17 protein-coding genes are annotated in these 17,712 nt (G+C 39.7%); 9 read left to right on the top strand and 8 right to left on the bottom strand.

Features of this window, described 5'->3' with window-relative positions:
• Positions 1-22: 22 nt before the first annotated feature.
• The 3 genes from ML462_RS01810 to ML462_RS01800 are packed head-to-tail and all read right to left on the bottom strand — an operon-like array spanning position 23 to position 2,755.
• A complete protein-coding gene (locus ML462_RS01810; protein ID WP_240712020.1) occupies positions 23-565 on the bottom strand; it encodes a DUF4136 domain-containing protein in 543 nt (180 codons plus the stop codon).
• A 26-nt stretch (positions 566-591) separates the two neighbouring features.
• Positions 592-2,580 (bottom strand): urocanate hydratase, encoded by a 1,989-nt coding sequence (locus tag ML462_RS01805; protein ID WP_240712019.1) that lies wholly within the window; start codon positions 2,578-2,580, stop codon positions 592-594.
• Between the two features lie 4 nt (positions 2,581-2,584).
• Positions 2,585-2,755, bottom strand: coding sequence for a C1orf53 family protein (locus ML462_RS01800; RefSeq protein WP_240712018.1), 171 nt, complete (start codon positions 2,753-2,755; stop codon positions 2,585-2,587).
• A gap of 32 nt (positions 2,756-2,787) precedes the next feature.
• On the opposite strand from ML462_RS01800, the gene ML462_RS01795 reads away from it, so the two are divergent.
• The 4 genes from ML462_RS01795 to hemL all read left to right on the top strand — a co-directional run bounded on the left by ML462_RS01795 (position 2,788) and on the right by hemL (position 6,285).
• A complete protein-coding gene (locus ML462_RS01795; protein ID WP_240712017.1) occupies positions 2,788-3,114 on the top strand; it encodes a hypothetical protein in 327 nt (108 codons plus the stop codon).
• 119 nt (positions 3,115-3,233) lie between these two features.
• Positions 3,234-4,163: a 1-aminocyclopropane-1-carboxylate deaminase/D-cysteine desulfhydrase gene (locus ML462_RS01790; RefSeq protein WP_240712016.1), complete on the top strand. Its 930-nt coding sequence runs from the start codon at positions 3,234-3,236 to the stop codon at positions 4,161-4,163.
• A gap of 1 nt (position 4,164) precedes the next feature.
• Entirely contained in the window at positions 4,165-4,950 is a 786-nt protein-coding gene (locus ML462_RS01785) for a glucosaminidase domain-containing protein (protein WP_240712015.1), read from the top strand.
• Between the two features lie 45 nt (positions 4,951-4,995).
• Positions 4,996-6,285 carry a glutamate-1-semialdehyde 2,1-aminomutase gene (hemL, locus tag ML462_RS01780; RefSeq protein WP_240712014.1) on the top strand — a complete coding sequence of 430 codons (1,290 nt, stop codon included), beginning with the start codon at positions 4,996-4,998 and terminating at the stop codon, positions 6,283-6,285.
• Positions 6,286-6,343: 58 nt separating this feature from the next.
• On the opposite strand, the gene ML462_RS01775 is transcribed toward hemL, so the two are convergent.
• A complete protein-coding gene (locus ML462_RS01775) occupies positions 6,344-6,940 on the bottom strand; it encodes a sugar O-acetyltransferase (protein ID WP_240712013.1) in 597 nt (198 codons plus the stop codon).
• A gap of 20 nt (positions 6,941-6,960) precedes the next feature.
• Positions 6,961-8,472 (bottom strand): GH3 auxin-responsive promoter family protein, encoded by a 1,512-nt coding sequence (locus ML462_RS01770; RefSeq protein WP_240712012.1) that lies wholly within the window; start codon positions 8,470-8,472, stop codon positions 6,961-6,963.
• 113 nt (positions 8,473-8,585) lie between these two features.
• On the opposite strand from ML462_RS01770, the gene ML462_RS01765 reads away from it, so the two are divergent.
• Together ML462_RS01765 and ML462_RS01760 are read left to right on the top strand one after the other, a co-directional pair.
• On the top strand, positions 8,586-9,383 hold the full coding sequence (locus tag ML462_RS01765; protein ID WP_240712011.1) for a DUF2797 domain-containing protein: 798 nt from the start codon (positions 8,586-8,588) through the stop codon (positions 9,381-9,383).
• A 47-nt stretch (positions 9,384-9,430) separates the two neighbouring features.
• Positions 9,431-9,637 carry a hypothetical protein gene (locus ML462_RS01760; protein ID WP_240712010.1) on the top strand — a complete coding sequence of 69 codons (207 nt, stop codon included), beginning with the start codon at positions 9,431-9,433 and terminating at the stop codon, positions 9,635-9,637.
• 66 nt (positions 9,638-9,703) lie between these two features.
• Here the strand turns inward: ML462_RS01760 and ML462_RS01755 are convergent, their stop codons facing one another.
• Both ML462_RS01755 and ML462_RS01750 read right to left on the bottom strand, forming a co-directional pair.
• On the bottom strand, positions 9,704-12,400 hold the full coding sequence (locus tag ML462_RS01755) for an AsmA family protein (protein ID WP_240712009.1): 2,697 nt from the start codon (positions 12,398-12,400) through the stop codon (positions 9,704-9,706).
• Positions 12,401-12,451: 51 nt separating this feature from the next.
• Positions 12,452-13,120 carry a queuosine precursor transporter gene (locus ML462_RS01750; RefSeq protein ID WP_423738468.1) on the bottom strand — a complete coding sequence of 223 codons (669 nt, stop codon included), beginning with the start codon at positions 13,118-13,120 and terminating at the stop codon, positions 12,452-12,454.
• A 154-nt stretch (positions 13,121-13,274) separates the two neighbouring features.
• Here ML462_RS01750 and folK point away from each other — a divergent pair, with 154 nt between their 5' ends.
• Positions 13,275-14,411, top strand: a complete 1,137-nt coding sequence (gene folK / locus ML462_RS01745) for a 2-amino-4-hydroxy-6-hydroxymethyldihydropteridine diphosphokinase (RefSeq protein ID WP_240712007.1) — start codon at positions 13,275-13,277, stop codon at positions 14,409-14,411.
• On the opposite strand, the gene ML462_RS01740 is transcribed toward folK, so the two are convergent.
• A complete protein-coding gene (locus ML462_RS01740; RefSeq protein ID WP_240712006.1) occupies positions 14,408-14,953 on the bottom strand; it encodes an RNA methyltransferase in 546 nt (181 codons plus the stop codon). The two genes, folK and ML462_RS01740, sit on opposite strands and share 4 nt — an antisense overlap.
• 154 nt (positions 14,954-15,107) lie before the next feature.
• Here ML462_RS01740 and ML462_RS01735 point away from each other — a divergent pair, with 154 nt between their 5' ends.
• Positions 15,108-15,539 carry a hypothetical protein gene (locus ML462_RS01735; RefSeq protein WP_240712005.1) on the top strand — a complete coding sequence of 144 codons (432 nt, stop codon included), beginning with the start codon at positions 15,108-15,110 and terminating at the stop codon, positions 15,537-15,539.
• 67 nt (positions 15,540-15,606) lie between these two features.
• Positions 15,607-17,628, top strand: a complete 2,022-nt coding sequence (locus ML462_RS01730) for a S9 family peptidase (protein WP_240712004.1) — start codon at positions 15,607-15,609, stop codon at positions 17,626-17,628.
• Positions 17,629-17,712 lie beyond the last annotated feature (84 nt).

Genomic DNA, 17,712 nt, shown 5'->3' with positions numbered 1-17,712 from the left:
AATAGAGGCTCAAATTTTTATTTTATTTTTCCAATCCAGGAGGGTATTTCTCCATGATCTTGGAAACTATCTCGTTAATACGTTCCTGTTTTTTATCTACCTGGTCCGCAAGGGCAGCAGTTCCCATGCCCTGCCATACAAGCTCTTTTCCTTCAGAATCAATAAGGTCTATATAAAGAGTACCTTCACTGGTGCTACTAACTGTATTGAAGCCACTTCCCCAGTACCATGGGTTCCAGCCCCATCCATAACCCCAGTAGGGATATGCATTATTATAAATATTTATATTTTCATTGGTTTTGGTGAAAATGCTAACTAGTAGATCTGGATTATCAGATTTTGTAAAACCTTTTTTGCTCATTTCAGTCTCTATAGCTCGAAGTATCCTTTTTTTGTCAAGATCAGAAATTTCAGCTTTATCTATACCGGGTTTGAAGAAAGCATAGGTTCCATAATTACTGAAATTGGCTTCGCGGTCATAATCTGAAGCAACTCTAACACTATTACAGGACGATAACAGAATCGTGAATAACAGTAGAACAGGAGTAATTCTTAGAAATTTCATAGGTTAGATTTTAATTTATATAAATTTTAATCCAAAAGACCCGGTTCTACGAGATTAGGAATAGTAACTTTTAATTGCGGATTCATATCCATGGCCCTTTGAGCGGCGAATATGGCTTCCTTGTTCCTGGCCCAGGATCTACGGGCAATTCCGTTATTTACGTCCCAGAACAACATAGATTTCAGTCGATCTTCTGATGCCTTATCACCTTCAAGAATCATGCCGAATCCACCATTAATTACCTCTCCCCAGCCTACGCCACCGCCATTATGAATACTTACCCAGGTCGCTCCACGGAAGCTATCTCCAATAACATTCTGAATAGCCATATCTGCTGTAAATTGTGATCCGTCATAAATGTTTGAGGTCTCACGATAAGGAGAATCGGTTCCTGATACATCATGGTGATCACGTCCCAGAACTACCTGGCCAATCTCCCCACGGCCTATAGCGCCGTTGAATGCCTTGGCTATGGCAATCCTACCTTCAGCATCCGCATAAAGGATTCTGGCTTTCGAACCTACTACCAGTTTATTTTCCTGTGCTCCTTTGATCCACTGAATATTATCCTGCATCTGCTGCTGAATTTCAGCTGGCGAGTTTTTCCTTAACTCATTCAGTACGGTCGTAGCGATCTCATCGGTTTTCTGAAGATCTTCCTCTTTTCCTGAAGCACAAACCCATCTGAAAGGTCCGAATCCATAATCAAAACACATGGGTCCCATAATATCCTGAACATAACTTGGATACTTGAATCCTTTGCCGTTTTCGGTTAAAATATCGGCTCCAGCCCTAGAAGCTTCAAGAAGGAATGCATTCCCATAATCGAAGAAATAAGTTCCTTTTGCTGTGTGTTTATTAATTGCAGAAGCCTGCCTTCTTAAACTCTCCTGTACTTTCTCTTTGAATGTTTCAGGGTGAGAAGCCATCATCTCATTTGCTTCTTCAAAACTAAGATCCACAGGGTAATAACCCCCGGCCCATGGGTTATGGAGAGAAGTCTGATCACTACCCAGATCAATGTAAATATCATTTTCAGCGAAGTATTCCCATACTTCCACCACATTGCCCTGGTAGGCAATGGAAACAACCTCTTTTCCGGCCTTTGCTTTTTTTACTCTTTCAGCAAGTTCTTCAATATCATCAATCACCTCATCTACCCAGCCCTGTTTATGCCTGGTTTGAGTAGCTTTTGGATTCACTTCTGCACATATGGTTATACAACCTGCAATATTCCCTGCCTTTGGTTGTGCACCACTCATTCCGCCAAGTCCGGAAGTAACAAATAGTTTTCCGCCAAGGTCTTCACCAGCTTTTGAAATCTTTCTTCCGGCATTTAAAACCGTAATAGTTGTTCCATGCACGATTCCCTGCGGACCAATGTACATATAGCTGCCGGCTGTCATCTGTCCGTATTGAGTTACACCCAGGGCATTGAATTTCTCCCAGTCATCTGGTTTGGAATAATTAGGGATCATCATGCCATTGGTAACCACAACTCTAGGAGCATAGGGATGAGAAGGGAACAATCCCATAGGGTGGCCTGAATACATAACCAACGTTTGATTATCATTCATATTAGCCAGGTATTGCATGGTTAAAAGGTACTGAGCCCAGTTTTGGAAAACCGCCCCATTTCCTCCATAAGTGATCAATTCTTCCGGGTGCTGAGCAACCTCTGGATCGAGGTTATTCTGGATCATTAACATAATACCTTTGGCCTGTATACTTTTCCCGGGATATTCATCTATAGACCTGGCATACAAATCATATTCTGGCTTAAACCTATACATATAGATTCTGCCGTATTTCTCCAGTTCTTCCCTGAATTCCGGAAGCAGTATTCTATGGTGCTTTTTATCAAAATATCTCAGGGCATTCTCCAGCGCCAGTTTCTTTTCATCTGGGTCCAGGATTTCCTTCCTTTTAGGAGCATGATTTAAAGATTCATCATATGCTTTTGCTGCCGGTAATTCATTGGGTATTCCTTCAAGTATTTGATCCTTAAAATTCATCTGCTTAATCTTGGGAGTTCGTTTTTTTATTATATCCGTAGGGGCAATGCCTGCAGCCGCTTTCGCAGCAATAACCTCTTTTTAAGTGATATTGTTCAGTAAAACAGCGATAGCCTTCAGGAGTTAAGTAATAATCTCCATCTTCTAACGGAATTCTTTTTCTCTGAAAATTCATGGGGCTAAAATACAATTTCTTATCTTGAAAACATGATTTTGATCGTCAACAAAAGGCTGTTTTCAGGGAGATTTAAAGGTATTAGCCTATGGCCTTTTGTGATCCTGGAAAACGATGAGCTTAAAAAGGATGCGGTCTTCGTAAATCATGAAAAGATCCACTTAAAACAACAACTGGAAATGCTGGTGCTGTTTTTTTACATCTGGTATGCGATAGAGTTTTTTATCCGTTACCTGGATTGCCGGGATAGTATGCTCGCCTACCGGAACATTAGTTTTGAAAGAGAGGCCTATCGACGGGAATTAGACCTGGCCTATTTAAAAAAGAGACCTTTCTGGGCATTTCTGAAATTTATTTAGTTGATTTTTTGGCTTCAAGCTGAACTTGTTTCAGCTTATAAAGGATCCTGAAACAAGTTCAGGATGACCTTTTTAATTTTCATTCTTTTTTCTGAAAATCAAGAGGTATTTTTGCGCTTATGCAGAGCTTTTTTGAAAGTAATTCTTCCAGGCCCATTCCGAATGAATTCATCACAGAATTTCCAGGCGGAATTCAATTATGGATAAAACGGGAGGATCTTCTGCATCCTGAAGTTTCAGGAAATAAATTCCGTAAACTAAAATACAATCTTCTCGAGGCACGAAAACAGTCCTCGAATACTATCCTCACTTTTGGCGGTGCACATTCCAATCATATTTCTGCATTGGCAGCAGTAGGTAAGATGCTGGGTTTTAAAACTATTGGAATTATCAGGGGAGAAGAATTGAAGGGTTCAGAGGACACATGGAGTCCTACTTTAAAATATGCTGCATCCTGTGGGATGAAATTTGACTTTGTAAGCAGGGATGATTACAGGAAAAAAGGTTCTCATGAATTTATAGCGGAATTGAATTCAAAATTCAAAGATTTTTACCTGGTTCCGGAAGGGGGTACAAATGAACTCGCCATAAAAGGCTGTGAAGAAATTCTTTCGGAAAAGGATAGTGAATTCAATTACATCTGTTCTTCTGTAGGAACAGGTGGAACCCTGGCCGGATTGATAAATTCATCTTGTAAAGATCAAAAAGTACTGGGTTTCTCTTCCCTGAAATCTACTCATTTGGTTCATGAAATTAACGAACTGGTCTCATTTGAAAATTGGGAGATCATACTAAACTATCATTTTGGCGGTTATGCTAAAGTAAATGCCGAACTGGTAAATTTTATGAACGAATTCAGCAAAAAACATAAAATCATTCTGGATCCTGTTTACACAGGGAAATTAGTTTTTGGTATTTTTGACCTTGTAAAACAGGGTTTCTTTCCGAAAAATTCCAGAATTCTTGCTATTCATACCGGCGGGTTGCAAGGAATTGAGGGAATGAACCAGGTTTTAAGGAAAAAAGAGCTGCCTCAAATTGAATACTGATATGAAAATCACCCGTTTTTTAGCGCTTTTACTTATAGCTGCCTTTGTGACTTTCTGCGGAAGTAAAAAGAAAGTGGTTACCAGAAAAAAGGACGAAAACCGAAATAATCCTGCCGAGGTTGTAGACGATGTGAAGGATGAAATGCCACGTAATTCCTATCACTATCGTATCGAGGATTATATTAGGGATTATGCACCTATAGCTCAGGAAGAAATGCGATTGTATAAAATTCCGGCAAGCATTACGCTGGCCCAGGGAATCCTGGAATCTGGAGCCGGCAATGGAGATCTTACCCGTAGAGCCAATAATCATTTCGGAATAAAATGTCACGACTGGAACGGGGAAAGGGTTTATCATGATGACGACAGGCGTGGTGAATGCTTTCGTAAATACAAGCACGCTAAGTATTCATACAGAGATCATTCTTTATTTCTCTCTACCCGTGGGAGGTATTCAGATTTATTCGATTTGGATCCAGATGACTACAAAGGCTGGGCAAAAGGTTTGAGAAAAGCTGGTTATGCCACAGATCGGCGTTACCCAGATAAGCTAATCGATCTTATTGAAAGATATGAGTTGTATAGATATGATTCAGGTTCGGTTAAAGACCCAGTAACAAATTATGTTTCGGATAAGGGAAAAAGTTCTGAAACCCACGTAGTAAGAAAAGGAGATACCTTGTATTCAATTTCAAAAAGATATGATACCTCGGTTGAAGAAATAAAGAAAATGAATGGGCTCAATGGTAATACGATTTCCATTGGCCAGGTTCTGAATGTAAAATAAATTGATTCTGAATTCAGGTCAGAATAAAAAGAGAAGAAATAATTTATGATTTATAAGAGAAGTAGTGAGCTATTTGCAGAAGCACAAAAAGTAATTCCCGGTGGGGTGAATTCTCCTGTAAGGGCTTTTAAAGGGGTGGGTGGCCATCCTATTTTTGTTAAAGAAGCCAAAGGAGCATATATGTATGATGAAGACGGAAATAAACTTATAGATTATATAAACTCATGGGGTCCGCTAATTTTGGGTCATGCGCATAAACCGGTGGTAGATGCAGTGATCGAAAAAGCGAAAAAAGGAACCTCTTTTGGGACACCAACCGAATTGGAAACCAAAATTGCAGAATTAGCCGTAAAGATGGTGCCTAATATAGATCAAATCAGGATGGTGAACTCCGGTACAGAAGCCTGTATGAGTGCAGTTCGTTTAGCACGCGGTTTTACCGGGAAAGATAAGATCATCAAGTTCGCGGGCTGTTATCACGGGCATAGCGATTCCTTCCTTATCCAGGCTGGAAGTGGAGCAATGACCTTTGGTACACCAAATAGTCCGGGAGTTACCCAGGGTACCGCAAAAGACACTTTACTGGCGCAGTATAACGATCTGGAAAATGTAAAGGAACTGGTGGAGGCTAATAAAGATGACCTGGCCTGCATCATATTGGAGCCGGTTGCCGGAAATATGGGTTGTATTCCTCCTGCAGAAGGTTTCCTTGAAGGACTTAAAAAACTTTGTGATGAAAATGGAATCCTCCTGGTATTTGATGAGGTCATGACCGGATTCAGACTTGCTGCCGGAGGAGTCCAGGAGAGGGCAGGAGTGAATGCCGATATTGTTTGTTTCGGAAAAGTAATTGGTGGTGGACTTCCGGTTGGAGCATTCGCAGCAAGAAATGAGATCATGAATTACCTGGCTCCCGTAGGACCGGTTTACCAGGCGGGGACTTTGAGCGGGAATCCTTTAGCGATGGCCGCAGGTTATGCCATGTTAAGCGAACTAAATGAAAACCGGAATATCTTTGAAAGCATAGATAAAAAGACAGAATATCTTCATGAAGGAATGGAAAAAGTTTTGAAGGATAACAATATCGAATTCACCATTAACAGGTTAGGTTCAATGATTTCGGTGCATTTTGGAAATGAACCCGTTATAAATTTCGATTCATCGTCTAATTCGGCTTCTCTGGGAACTTTCAATAAGTTCTTCCACGGAATGCTGGAAAACGGGATCTATATCGCACCAAGTGCATTTGAAACCTGGTTTATTAGTGATGCACTTTCCTATGAAGACCTTGATAAAACCATTGAAGTAGTTGATAAGGTGGCGAAGACCTTATAAAATACTGCATAAAGAATTGAAATATCCGGGAAGCTTGAGTTTTCCGGATTTTTTGTTTTTAGAACTTTCTCTTTTTGAAATAATATAGCTTGTCATCTTCCGTGATCTCCCTGATGATCTTACAGGGATTCCCGGCAGCGATAACATTTGCCGGAATATCTTTTGTTAACACACTTCCGGAACCAATAACCGTATTGCTACCAATATTCACTCCTGGATTTACTACGGTATTCCCGCCAATCCATACATTGTCACCAATAGTAACCGGAATGGCGTATTCCCAACCCTGGTTTCTTTTTTCTGCATCTATGGGGTGACCGGCTGTGAAAATGCTGACATTCGGCGCAAGCATTACATTATTACCAATTCTCACCTCTGCACAATCGAGAATGATACAGTTATAATTAGAATAGAAATTTTCTCCCAACTTTATATTATACCCATAGTCACAATGGAATGGTGGTTCTATATAAAAGTTCTTTGGGCATGCTCCAAGGATATCTCGGAAAAGGACATTTCTCTCTTCAACCAGTTCAGGAGAAATTGAATTTATTTTAAAGCATGTTTTTTGGGCATGAATTCTTTCGCGGGAAAGTTCGGGGTCTGAAGCTAAATAAGGCTTTTGGGAAAGCATTTTTTCTTTTTCGGTTGCCATAACTTCAAATTTTCAACGTTTTAAGCCATTTCTAATAACTCTTCGATATATGTGCGGGAATTAGAAAGCCTTGGAATCTTATGCTGACCACCGACCTTATCATGTTTTTTTAACCAATCGTAAAAAAGATCTTTTCTCGCCTGATGTATCTTCGGCATGTTCAGGGTCATATTATTATAGCGTTTGGCTTCGTAATCGCTATTCACCTCCTGCAGAGCCTGATCTAACTGTACTACGAAATTGTCAAAATCCCGAGGGGGTGTTTTAAATTCCACGATCCATTCATGAGCACCCTTTTCTCTTCCTTCCATAAAGATTGGAGCCACGGTATAATCTATGATCTCGCAATTGGTAACCAGGCAGACCTTTTTTAAAGCGGTCTCGGCATTTTCAATAATAAGCTCCTCTCCAAAAACATTAATATGATGCCTGGTTCGGCCTGAAACTTTTATGCGATATGGATTGGTATCTGTAAACCTTACCGTATCCCCAATTTTATATCTCCAAAGACCCGCGTTTGTAGTGATTACTACTGCGTAGTTCTTTCCAATCTCTACTTCACTCAGGGGGACCGCTTTTTCCTCTTCAGTTTCATATTGATTCATAGGAATGAATTCATAGAAGATTCCGTAATCTAACATGAGAAGCAGGTCTTTAGTATCGTTATGATCCTGGCAGGCAAAGAAACCTTCAGAAGCATTATAGATCTCGTAGAATCTGAAGTCTTCCTTAGGTAAGATTTTCTGGTATTGTGAGGCATAGGGCTCAAAACTTACCCCGCCGTGAAAATAGACTTCAAGTTGCGGCCATACCTCGAACAGATTTTCTTTTCCAGTTGTTTCCAGAACATTATTCAAAAGTACAAGCATCCAGCTGGGAACTCCAGCCAGGCTACTCACTTTTTCCTTGATGGTTTCATCAACGATCGCCTGCATTTTATATTCCCAGTCGTGCATTAGCGATACCTCGTTGCTGGGAGTACTGCTGAATTCAGCCCAGAAGGGCATATTATCTATCAGGATAGCTGAAAGATCGCCATAAGATGTGCCATTTTCCTGGTATAGTTCCTTGCTACCTCCAAGTCTGAGACTTTTTCCGGTAAATAATTGGGATTGCGGGTTGTTGTTCAGATAAATGCATAAAAGATCCTTTCCAGCTGCATAATGACAATCTTCTAAAGAATCCTGGCTTACCGGTATAAATTTACTTTTAGCACTGGTAGTACCACTGGATTTTGCAAACCATTTGATGGGACTTGGCCAGAAAATATTGGTTTCGCCCTTGCGGCTGCGCTCAATTTCTTCCTGGTAACCTTCATAATTCTGAATAGGCACTCGCTGTCTGAAAGTTTCATAAGAATTGATCTCAGAAAAGTTATAGCGCTTACCAAATTCGGTGTTTTTTGCCTTGTGTAAAAGATTCTTAAGCAATTCATTTTGAACCTCGTTAGGGTATTTAATGAACAATTCCATCTGGTGAATTCTCTTTTTAAGAAACCATGAAGCTATTGAGTTTACTAATGGAATTGGCATTATTCTTCTTATCTTTAACGCTTATATTTCAAGGGCGTTCGGTTATTTGGTTAAAAATAATCGAAACTTTGAAGCCTGCAAAAATTTCATTCAGACTTAAAATAAAATTTTAGATGAGATACGAAGGAGTTCTAACCAAAATGAGAACCGAGATCACAGATGAGGTTCAGTATTATTTAACCTGGGAAAACGATTTTATTAATTTCAACCAGTTGATCGATAAAAAGATAAGTTTGAATTTTCTTCGTTATCAATGCCTTAACTGTGGTCTGGAGAAGAAGATATATAGACAGGGATTCTGTTTCGATTGTTTTAATTCTATTCCCCAGGCTGGAGAATGGGTTATTAATCCAGAATTGAGTAAAGCACATCTGGATGAAGAGGATCGCGACCTGGAATATGAAAAGAAAGCTCAACTTCAGCCTCATGTGGTCTACCTGGCAAATTCCAGTGATGTAAAGGTAGGAGTCACCCGTAAAAGTCAGATTCCCACAAGATGGATAGACCAGGGAGCGCACGAAGCAATTGAAATCGTGGAAATTCCCAATCGTTATCTGGCCGGAATTACCGAGGTGGCATTAAAAGATCATGTTTCTGATAAGACCAACTGGAGAAAAATGCTAACGAACGATATCGTTGATCTTAACCTTGAAGAGGAACGGGAAAAACTGAAAGAATTCATTCCGGAGGAAGCCAGGGAGTATTATATCGCCAACAATAAGGAAACCGGGATCAAGTTCCCTGTGCGGCAATTTCCGGAAAAGGTAAAATCGCTTAACCTGGTAAAAAATCCATTTTATGAAGGAACTTTAAAAGGTATCAAGGGACAATACCTCATTTTCGAGGATGGTACCGTTTTCAATATTAGAGGAAATGAAGGGCTCGTGGTAGAATTAAAAGTCCTGGTTTAATAGAGGTCTCTTCCTTCCGGTCGAGATGATCAATTTCCCTTTGTGTCATGCTGAACTTGTTTCAGCATCTGCCTGAGACCCTGAAACAAGTTCAGGGTGACGATCAGTTTGATTTCCTAAGCTTATCGAAATCTTTCAGCTCGATTAATTGTCATTTCGACGGAGTGAAAGGATGGAGAAATCTAATTCTTATTCAGGCTGCAAAAAAATCTCTCCCTTTGTGTCATGCTGAACTCGTTTTCACCATCTTTTAAAACCCTGAAACAAGTTCAGGGTGACGGTCTCCATAGGTTGATATCTTTGAGCCTGAAGTAACCTTACTAATTATTTTTAGTAGTATCGGTTTTCTTCTTCGATTTATTCAAAATACCTCCTAGAATATCTTTTGCAACATCCTTCACTTGTTCCTGCTGAGTCTGTGAAACCGAATCCTTTTGAGTTCGAGTTGATGTTGAATCATTTTTTTGTGAATTCACCGAAGTAGAATCGTTTTTACTGAATGGTTTATTCGGATCTCTTTTTCCCTGAAGAATATCATTGATGGCGTCGATTGCCTTATCCTCAAGTTCATCCTTTTGCTGCTCGGCAATCTTCTGGGTAAGGTTGTTTACTGCCTGCTCCATATTCAAACTAAGCTTCGGACTTTGGAAACTTCCCGTGATGCCTACAGGCAGGGCAACCATCATATTTTCCAGTTTTTGTCCGCTAAGTTTGCCAAGGGTATTTCCAACCTGGGATCCAAGGTATTTCGCAGGAATATCCAGGGTGAGATCGTAGTCCATGCTCATATCGAAACCATGACTTCCTGATACCTGGAAATTTATATCCTTTATATTAAAATCGAAGGGAGCTATCTGTACCATCCCGTCATTGAATGTTAGTTTGGTTTTGAGATTACTCAGGTCGAGATCTTCGAAATTTATAAAGTTGAGTTTGCCATCTAATTGTGATAATAGCGCTGCTTTTTCAGGATTGATCTCGGCGGTTAGAATTTCAGCCAAAGCGTTACCTGCAATAGAGGTGAGCTGAGGGGTAAGGTCGTCGTTGAGGTTTCCTTTTAGATTTAAAGTAGACTTTAATTTACCTTCCAGCGCACTGGCCAGCGGAGCAAGACTCTGCATAAGTTCCATCCCATTGAAAGAACTGGCAATATCAAGAGAATTCAGATTTAGGTCCATTTCAAAAGTTGGAGTTGGATTCTTTGTAGAAACCATTCCATTGGCGCCTATGGAACCATTAAATATATCGGTAGATATGTCCTGAAGCCTGGCCGTTTCATCTCTTATTACCAGAACTCCTTTTGCGTTCTTCAATTCCAGGTTATCGTAGATCACCGTTTTTGCATCGAATTTCAATTCCATATCCAGGAATGAAGGAACTTTTACCGCTTCCTCTCCCGTGGTTTTTTCAGAAGTCCGGTCTATTCCATTCTCATCGGTAGTGGTAACTTCTTCTGTCTCTGCTACCATAAAATCATTAACAGAAAAAGTATTGGATTGAACCTGGAAGTTTCCTTTTAACTGCTGATCTGTAAACAGGAAACCCATAAGGTTTTGTAGGGATCCGGAAGCTGAAATATCAGTTTTTCCTGTGGTGAGCTTTAAATCAGGTACTCTTACATTTCCCTGGTTGAAGCTCATATCGGCATTGGCGATCTTAACTTCATTGGGAATTTCAGGCGAAGAATACCTGAAATCTTTAATAGATGCAGTTCCGCTACTGTTTACATTCTGATATTGTTCCTTTTCAATGGAATTCATGTCAAAACTTGTTTGTACATCTGCGGTAAGGACTCCGGTAAGATCCTGCTCAAGTTCTAATGGATAGGCTTTACTGATATTCGCCAGATTCACCGTTCCTTTCAAAGCGAGATCAACAAGCATATTCTCTGTAAGATTACTTAAATGTCCTTCTGCTGAAAACCTGTCCTGGTCTATTCTAAAGGTGGCCTTATTGATATCTACATAGGTTTCTTCAACAAGTCCGGTATCATTTAAAATTTTAAGATCCAGGTTGATGTCCTGAACGCTTTTCGGCAGGTCTGGATATTTAAAAGAGGCGTTGTTAGAAGTTATACTAATATCCATTTTTGGGATATAAGTGTCATCAGTTTTCCCATAGATCCTTCCATTCACAACAAAATCCCCGCTGGTATCCACGTTTTCGATATTCTTCGCATAGATCTCGGGGATCACTGCCAGGAAATTTTTAAAATCTGAGGATGGTGTTTTAAAAGTAATATCCATCTCGGTATCATTTTCATTTACCTGTACATATCCATCAAAAGTTAGGGGGAGCTGGTTTACTTTAGCTTCGTTTTCAAGGAAAGTATATTTCATATTCTCAAGGTCCATCTGGAAAACTGCATCAAGGCTTATGAGGTTCTGATTTAAATAATTTACCCCGTCATAATTCAGGGATACCAAAGCTTCAGAATAAGTGTCAAGTTCAGATTGATCTAATGAGAAATCTCCATTTCCTTCATGATTCAGATTTTTTATTTCCAGGGAAACCTTGGTTGTCTTATCGTCATATTTAACCGTTGAATTATTGATCTCATAATGTTTAAGATCCAGGCTAAAAGGCTGACTTTCTCCACTTGCTGAAGTTGTATCTTCCACTGCAATATCATAATTCGCATTACCCAATGAATCAACTTTTATATTGATGTAGGCATTGTTCAGGCTTAAACGATCGATTCTCTTAGCTTCATCACCTTTTTTGAATAATTCTTTAACCGACATTTCCAGGGTCACCTCTTCACCCAGAGCAAGAGTATCTCCCTTAAATGGTTCTTTATTCAGAATACTCAAATCCTCTATTACCAGGGTTGCCTTCGGAAAGCTTCTGAACATGCTAAGGTCTATATCCTCAAAATCTACCTGTGCGTTAAGATTTTTATTCATGGTATCTCTAACCAGGTCTTTCAACTGTGATTCAAAAACGAAGGGAGCTATTACCAATAAGATGATGATGGTGAGTAGTACAATTCCGAATATTTTTAAAGCTTTTTTCATTTGATTAAAACTTTGGTTTTAAGCGGTTGTTAGTAATGATCTATATTTTTTTTACGATTCTTTCAATATTTCTTCCAGTCTAAGCTCTTCAGCAGGCTCTAAGTTGAAATAGGATCTTAAACCATACACGGCGGCATATAGGAAGGGTGTATCCAATGCTGCGACCAGTACTTTGAATAAAAATCCACTAAGTAAAAGTCCGCCAAATAATTCCCAGTCTATCTTTCCAAAACTACAGAGCAAAAACAGGACCGAAAAGGTGTCTACGAATTGAGAGAGGAAAGTCGAAAAATTATTCCTCAGCCATAAATGCCTTCCTTTGGTCAATCTTTTCCAGAAATGAAAAAGTTGGATATCAATATATTGTGCGAGCAAATAGGCTACCATAGAGGCGAAAACAGCAATGGCCGTAGCACCATAAACCTTTTCAAATAGCGAATTGTCTATTGGCGACCAGGTTGTTGCGGGAACTGCGTCTGCCAGGTAAACAATTAGCAGGGAGAAAAAGGAGGCGAAAATTCCGGTAGTAACCACAAGATTTGCCCTTTTCTTCCCATAAACTTCACTTATTATATCTGTGATAAGAAAAGTCACTGGATACGGTAAAATCCCGACCGAAATTTCAAAAGTGTAGAGTCCGAAAAAATCCCAGTAAAAAAACTTTTGAAAAATGAGATTGGAAACAACAAGTGAAGCGATAAACAAGGCGTTAAGGACCATATAGATTTGATGAGCCCTAAGCTTGTCTTTCAGGTGGAGTTTTGCCAAATTTTGTTATTAAGTCTTTAGTCAAATTTAATAGTATGTGCTTTTGTTTTGCTTAATTTGCTGTGAAATTATTTGGCGCTACCTATTAAAATTTTCTTAATTCGCTTTGAAATCCCCTAAAACAGTAACATTAGCCCTGGGAAGTAACCTTGGTGACCGCCTTGGTTTCATGCAGCAAGCCCTTGAAAAGATACATCTGAACATTGGCTGGATCCTGGAGATCTCCAGAATTTATGAAACACCGGCCTGGGGGTTTGAGGGAAATTCTTTTCTTAACGCCTGCATTTCGGTCTCAACGAGACTGGAAGCCGCAGAAGTTCTTGCCGAGCTTCTATCTATTGAAACCGAACTGGGTAGGGAACGAGAAGATTCAAAAAATTACCAGAACAGAACCATAGACCTGGACATTCTTTTATTTGAGGACGAGGTGACCGATACAGAAATTTTGAAAATCCCACATCCCGGGATTCCAAATAGAAGTTTTGTTCTGCAACCGCTAAACGACATCGCTTCTTCAATAAAACACCCGGTATTGGGAAAAAGGATAAGTGAATTGCTGAATGAAACCAGTGATACCTCAGAAATCAGTTGTACTTCAGAACAGTTGAAGAAGCCGTCAACATCCTACAATTTCCCGGGTTGTAGTTATATCGCGGTAGAGGGTAATATTGGAGCGGGAAAGACCAGTTTTTCAACCATGATTTCCGAAGATTTCAATGCAAAGCTCATCCTGGAACGTTTTAAGGATAATCCTTTTCTACCTAAATTCTATGAGAATAAGGAGCGCTATGCCTTTCCACTGGAAATGTCTTTTCTTGCCGATCGTTACCAGCAACTTTCAGATGATCTTGCTCAATATGATCTTTTTAAGGATTTTGTGATTTCAGATTATGATGTTTTCAAGTCCCTGATCTTTGCGAAGATCACCCTACACGAAGATGAATATTCTTTATATCACAAACTTTTTCACCTGATGTATAAGGAATTGGTTAAGCCGGAACTTTATATTTACCTGTATCAAAATACCGAGCGATTGCTCGAGAATATTAAAAAACGTGGCCGGGATTATGAGCAGAATATTCAGCCAGATTATTTAGTAAATATCAATAAAAGTTACCTGAACTTTATCAAATCCCAAAGCAATATGAAAGTGCAGGTGATCGATATTTCAGGTCTTGACTTTGTTTCTAACCGAAAGGATTACCTGTGGTTGCTTTCAGAAATCGATAAGGCGGTAAATTAAGAATTTGAGAGTTTCATTTTAGAAAAAAGGTCCCACAGAACCACACCTGTGCTAACCGAAATGTTCAGGGAATGTTTGCTGCCAAGTTGAGGTATTTCAATGACTCCGTCACTGGCCGAAACTACCTTTTGCTGAACTCCCTTTACCTCGTTTCCAAAGACTACGGCAGTTGTCTTATCCATTTCCGGTTCAAAATCATTCAGCATATTTGCGCCCTCCGCCTGTTCAATGGAATAAACTTTAATTCCTTCAGATTTTAGTTTTTCTACCAGCTTAAGACTGTCTTCCACATATTCCCAGTTTACCGTATCTGTAGCTCCCAGAGCAGTTTTCTGGATGTCTTTATGAGGAGGTTTAGCCGTGATCCCGCACAGATAGATCTTTTGAATTAGAAAGGCATCTGCCGTGCGAAATACCGAACCGATATTGTTCAAACTCCGAACATTATCCAGTATTACGATAAGGGGAGTTTTCTCGGCTTCTTTGAATTCATTTACCGTTTTTCGATCCAGTTCACTGTTGCGAAGTTTTCTCTTTTCCATGCGGCAAAAATAAAAATTTGAAGTTTGAAAAAATATTATTTAAAACGCTGACCTTCATATTCTTATAAAATTTTCTTAAATTAAGGCTTCTGTTTGCCCCTTTTTATCGATTCCTTACCCTCTTATTCAATATTAATTTTTAAAACCAACCATTATGAAAAGATTTCAGACAATTTTAGTTGTAGTGATTTTTGTAATCGCATCAAATTTCAGTTTTGCACAGGAGATGAAGGCAGAGAAATATGAGAATCCGGAGTGGGTTAGTATCTCTTACATCAAATTCAAGCCTATGAAAAAAGATCCGGCGATGAGCATTGTTGAAAATTACTTTGTTAAGGCAGATCAGGATGCTGGCATAGATGCGCCAACAACCTACCATTTATCATATTCAGATTATGATATGATGGTAATCTGGGATATGAAAGACGGTGTTGAAACCCTGAATTATAAAATGACCCCAGAAGATGTTGAATGGATGAAATCCATGGCCAAGATCGCCGGCGGGCAGGACAAGGCAATGGCCAAGCTGGAGGAGTTCATGTCTTATGTGGAAGACTGGAAAAATACGATGGGAAGGAGAGAATAGAATTTTCAATATAAAAGTTTAATTTAGATGGGATATTTTAATCCCATCTTTTTTTTAAATCATATTTATGAAAAAACTACTCCTATTCTTCTTTCTTTTTATTATCTCAAGTCACAGTTTCAGTCAGGAAAGTTCTGCCCTGGAACTTCTTGATATTTATGATTATGAATATGTTTCAGATCCTCAGATCTCCCCAGATGGAGAAAAGGTGATCTATGTTCGGAATTTTAAAGATATCATGACCGATAAAAATCTGTCTAACCTGTGGATCGTTAATGCCGACGGGTCTCAAAACCGTCCGCTCACCACCGGTAACCAGAACGACCACAGTCCGCGTTGGTCTAAGGATGGAAAAAGGATCATTTTTCTTTCAAATATGCAGGATGATAAAACGAAACTTTTCCTGATGTGGGTTGATTCAAAAGAGAGCTTTCCTTTGATGAATACCAGCCAAACACCTGGAGGTATCAGTTGGTCTAATGATGGAAAAAAGCTAGCCTTTACCATGTTTGTTCCACAAAAGTCTGAATCTTTCATTAAAATGCCTGCCAAGCCTGAAGGTGCAAAATGGAATGACGGGCCAGTATTTATTGATGATCTTAAATACCGTGGTGACGGGAATGGGTATCTAAAAGATGGAAACCGGCAGATATTTACAATTTCTGCTAATGGAGGATCTCCAAGACAACTTACGTTCAGTGATAAGGATCATGGTGCACCGGTCTGGTCTGCCAATGACAAAAAATTATTCTTTTCCGCGAATCTCCATGAAAATTCAGACCTGGAACCTGCAAATTCAGAACTTTATGAACTGGATCTGGAAAACCTAAATGTAAACGTACTAACCGAAAGGTTTGGGCCAGATACCAACCCACAGGTTTCGCCAAATGAGAATACCATCGCTTTCTTGGGTTACGATGATGAATACCTGGGTTACAATATTAATCACCTTTATATCATGGACGCCAAAAGCAATGAACCAAAGATGATCTCTGGTGATTTCGACAGGAGTATCCAGGATATTCATTGGGATTCGAAAGGTAGTGGTCTTTATTTCCATTATGATGATCATGGTAAAACCAAGTTAGGATATATGGATATTAAGGGGAATACGAAAGTACTTGCTGAAGATCTGGGAGGATTATCCTTGGGAAGGCCGTATAATTCTGCCTCTTTTTCTGTTTCTGAAGCAGGAGACCTTGCCTATACTATTGGCACTACCATGCATCCGGCTGACCTTGCCGTTCACGATGGAAGAAAATCTAAGCGCCTCACCAATTTAAATGAAGACCTTTTTTCTTATCGAAAGCTAGGAAATGTAGAAGAACTGACCTGGAAGTCCTCTTTTGACGGAAAGGAAATTCAGGGTTGGTTGGTAACACCACCAGATTTCGATCCTGATAAAAAATATCCTTTTATCCTGGAAATTCACGGTGGACCCTTTGCCAGTTATGGAAGTGTTTTTTCCGCCGAGATTCAGGCATTCGCTGCTGCGGGATATGTAGTGCTTTATTCCAACCCAAGAGGGAGTAGTGGTTATGGGAAAGATTTCGGAAACCTAATTCATCACGATTATCCAAATCATGATTATGAGGATTTGATGTCTGGTGTAGATGCTGCTATTGGTAAAGGTTTCATTGATGAAGATAACCTTTTCGTTACCGGTGGAAGCGGTGGCGGAGTTCTTACAGCCTGGATAGTTGGAAAAACCGATCGTTTTAAGGCAGCCGTGGTTGCCAAGCCGGTGATCAACTGGTATAGTTTTGTTCTTTACGCAGATAACCCGGCATTTTTCAGTAAATACTGGTTTCCGAACAAACCCTGGGAAGATCCTGAGCCTTACCTGAAAAGGTCTCCACTTTCGTATGTGGGAAATGTAACTACTCCCACCATGCTCTTAACCGGGGAAGAGGATTATCGAACTCCAATAGCCGAATCTGAACAATTCTATACTGCTCTTAAACTGGAAGGAGTGGAGTCTGCCATGGTAAGAATCCCTGGTGCTTCTCATGGAATTGCGAATAAACCTAGCAACCTTATCGCGAAAATAGCCTCAATTCTTGCCTGGTTCGATAAGTATAAAGAATAGTCTGCAAGAATAATAGCATAACTAGTTTGTTCGAACTTTTAAGACTGCCTTATCCTTTAAAAATTTGAGGATAAAGCAGTCTTT

It is taken from the genome of Christiangramia lutea (assembly GCF_022489035.1).
Lineage (GTDB): Bacteria > Bacteroidota > Bacteroidia > Flavobacteriales > Flavobacteriaceae > Christiangramia > Christiangramia lutea.
Note: the sequence above shows the minus strand (reverse complement) of the source record. Positions and strands in the feature narration are given on the sequence as shown.

Excerpts from the sequence above, each read along its gene's own strand:
- ML462_RS01740 (WP_240712006.1), bottom strand. The coding sequence starts at position 14,953 with ATGGAAAAGAGAAAACTTCGCAACAGTGAACTGGATCGAAAAACGGTA.
- ML462_RS01795 (WP_240712017.1), top strand. The coding sequence starts at position 2,788 with ATGATTTTGATCGTCAACAAAAGGCTGTTTTCAGGGAGATTTAAAGGT.
- ML462_RS01810 (WP_240712020.1), bottom strand. The coding sequence starts at position 565 with ATGAAATTTCTAAGAATTACTCCTGTTCTACTGTTATTCACGATTCTG.
- ML462_RS01730 (WP_240712004.1), top strand. The coding sequence starts at position 15,607 with ATGAAAAAACTACTCCTATTCTTCTTTCTTTTTATTATCTCAAGTCAC.
- ML462_RS01775 (WP_240712013.1), bottom strand. The coding sequence starts at position 6,940 with ATGGCAACCGAAAAAGAAAAAATGCTTTCCCAAAAGCCTTATTTAGCT.
- ML462_RS01785 (WP_240712015.1), top strand. The coding sequence starts at position 4,165 with ATGAAAATCACCCGTTTTTTAGCGCTTTTACTTATAGCTGCCTTTGTG.
- ML462_RS01765 (WP_240712011.1), top strand. The coding sequence starts at position 8,586 with ATGAGATACGAAGGAGTTCTAACCAAAATGAGAACCGAGATCACAGAT.
- ML462_RS01750 (WP_423738468.1), bottom strand. The coding sequence starts at position 13,120 with ATGGTCCTTAACGCCTTGTTTATCGCTTCACTTGTTGTTTCCAATCTC.
- ML462_RS01755 (WP_240712009.1), bottom strand. The coding sequence starts at position 12,400 with ATGAAAAAAGCTTTAAAAATATTCGGAATTGTACTACTCACCATCATC.
- ML462_RS01790 (WP_240712016.1), top strand. The coding sequence starts at position 3,234 with ATGCAGAGCTTTTTTGAAAGTAATTCTTCCAGGCCCATTCCGAATGAA.
- ML462_RS01805 (WP_240712019.1), bottom strand. The coding sequence starts at position 2,580 with ATGAATTTTAAGGATCAAATACTTGAAGGAATACCCAATGAATTACCG.
- ML462_RS01760 (WP_240712010.1), top strand. The coding sequence starts at position 9,431 with ATGCTGAACTTGTTTCAGCATCTGCCTGAGACCCTGAAACAAGTTCAG.
- hemL (WP_240712014.1), top strand. The coding sequence starts at position 4,996 with ATGATTTATAAGAGAAGTAGTGAGCTATTTGCAGAAGCACAAAAAGTA.
- ML462_RS01800 (WP_240712018.1), bottom strand. The coding sequence starts at position 2,755 with ATGAATTTTCAGAGAAAAAGAATTCCGTTAGAAGATGGAGATTATTAC.
- ML462_RS01770 (WP_240712012.1), bottom strand. The coding sequence starts at position 8,472 with ATGCCAATTCCATTAGTAAACTCAATAGCTTCATGGTTTCTTAAAAAG.
- ML462_RS01735 (WP_240712005.1), top strand. The coding sequence starts at position 15,108 with ATGAAAAGATTTCAGACAATTTTAGTTGTAGTGATTTTTGTAATCGCA.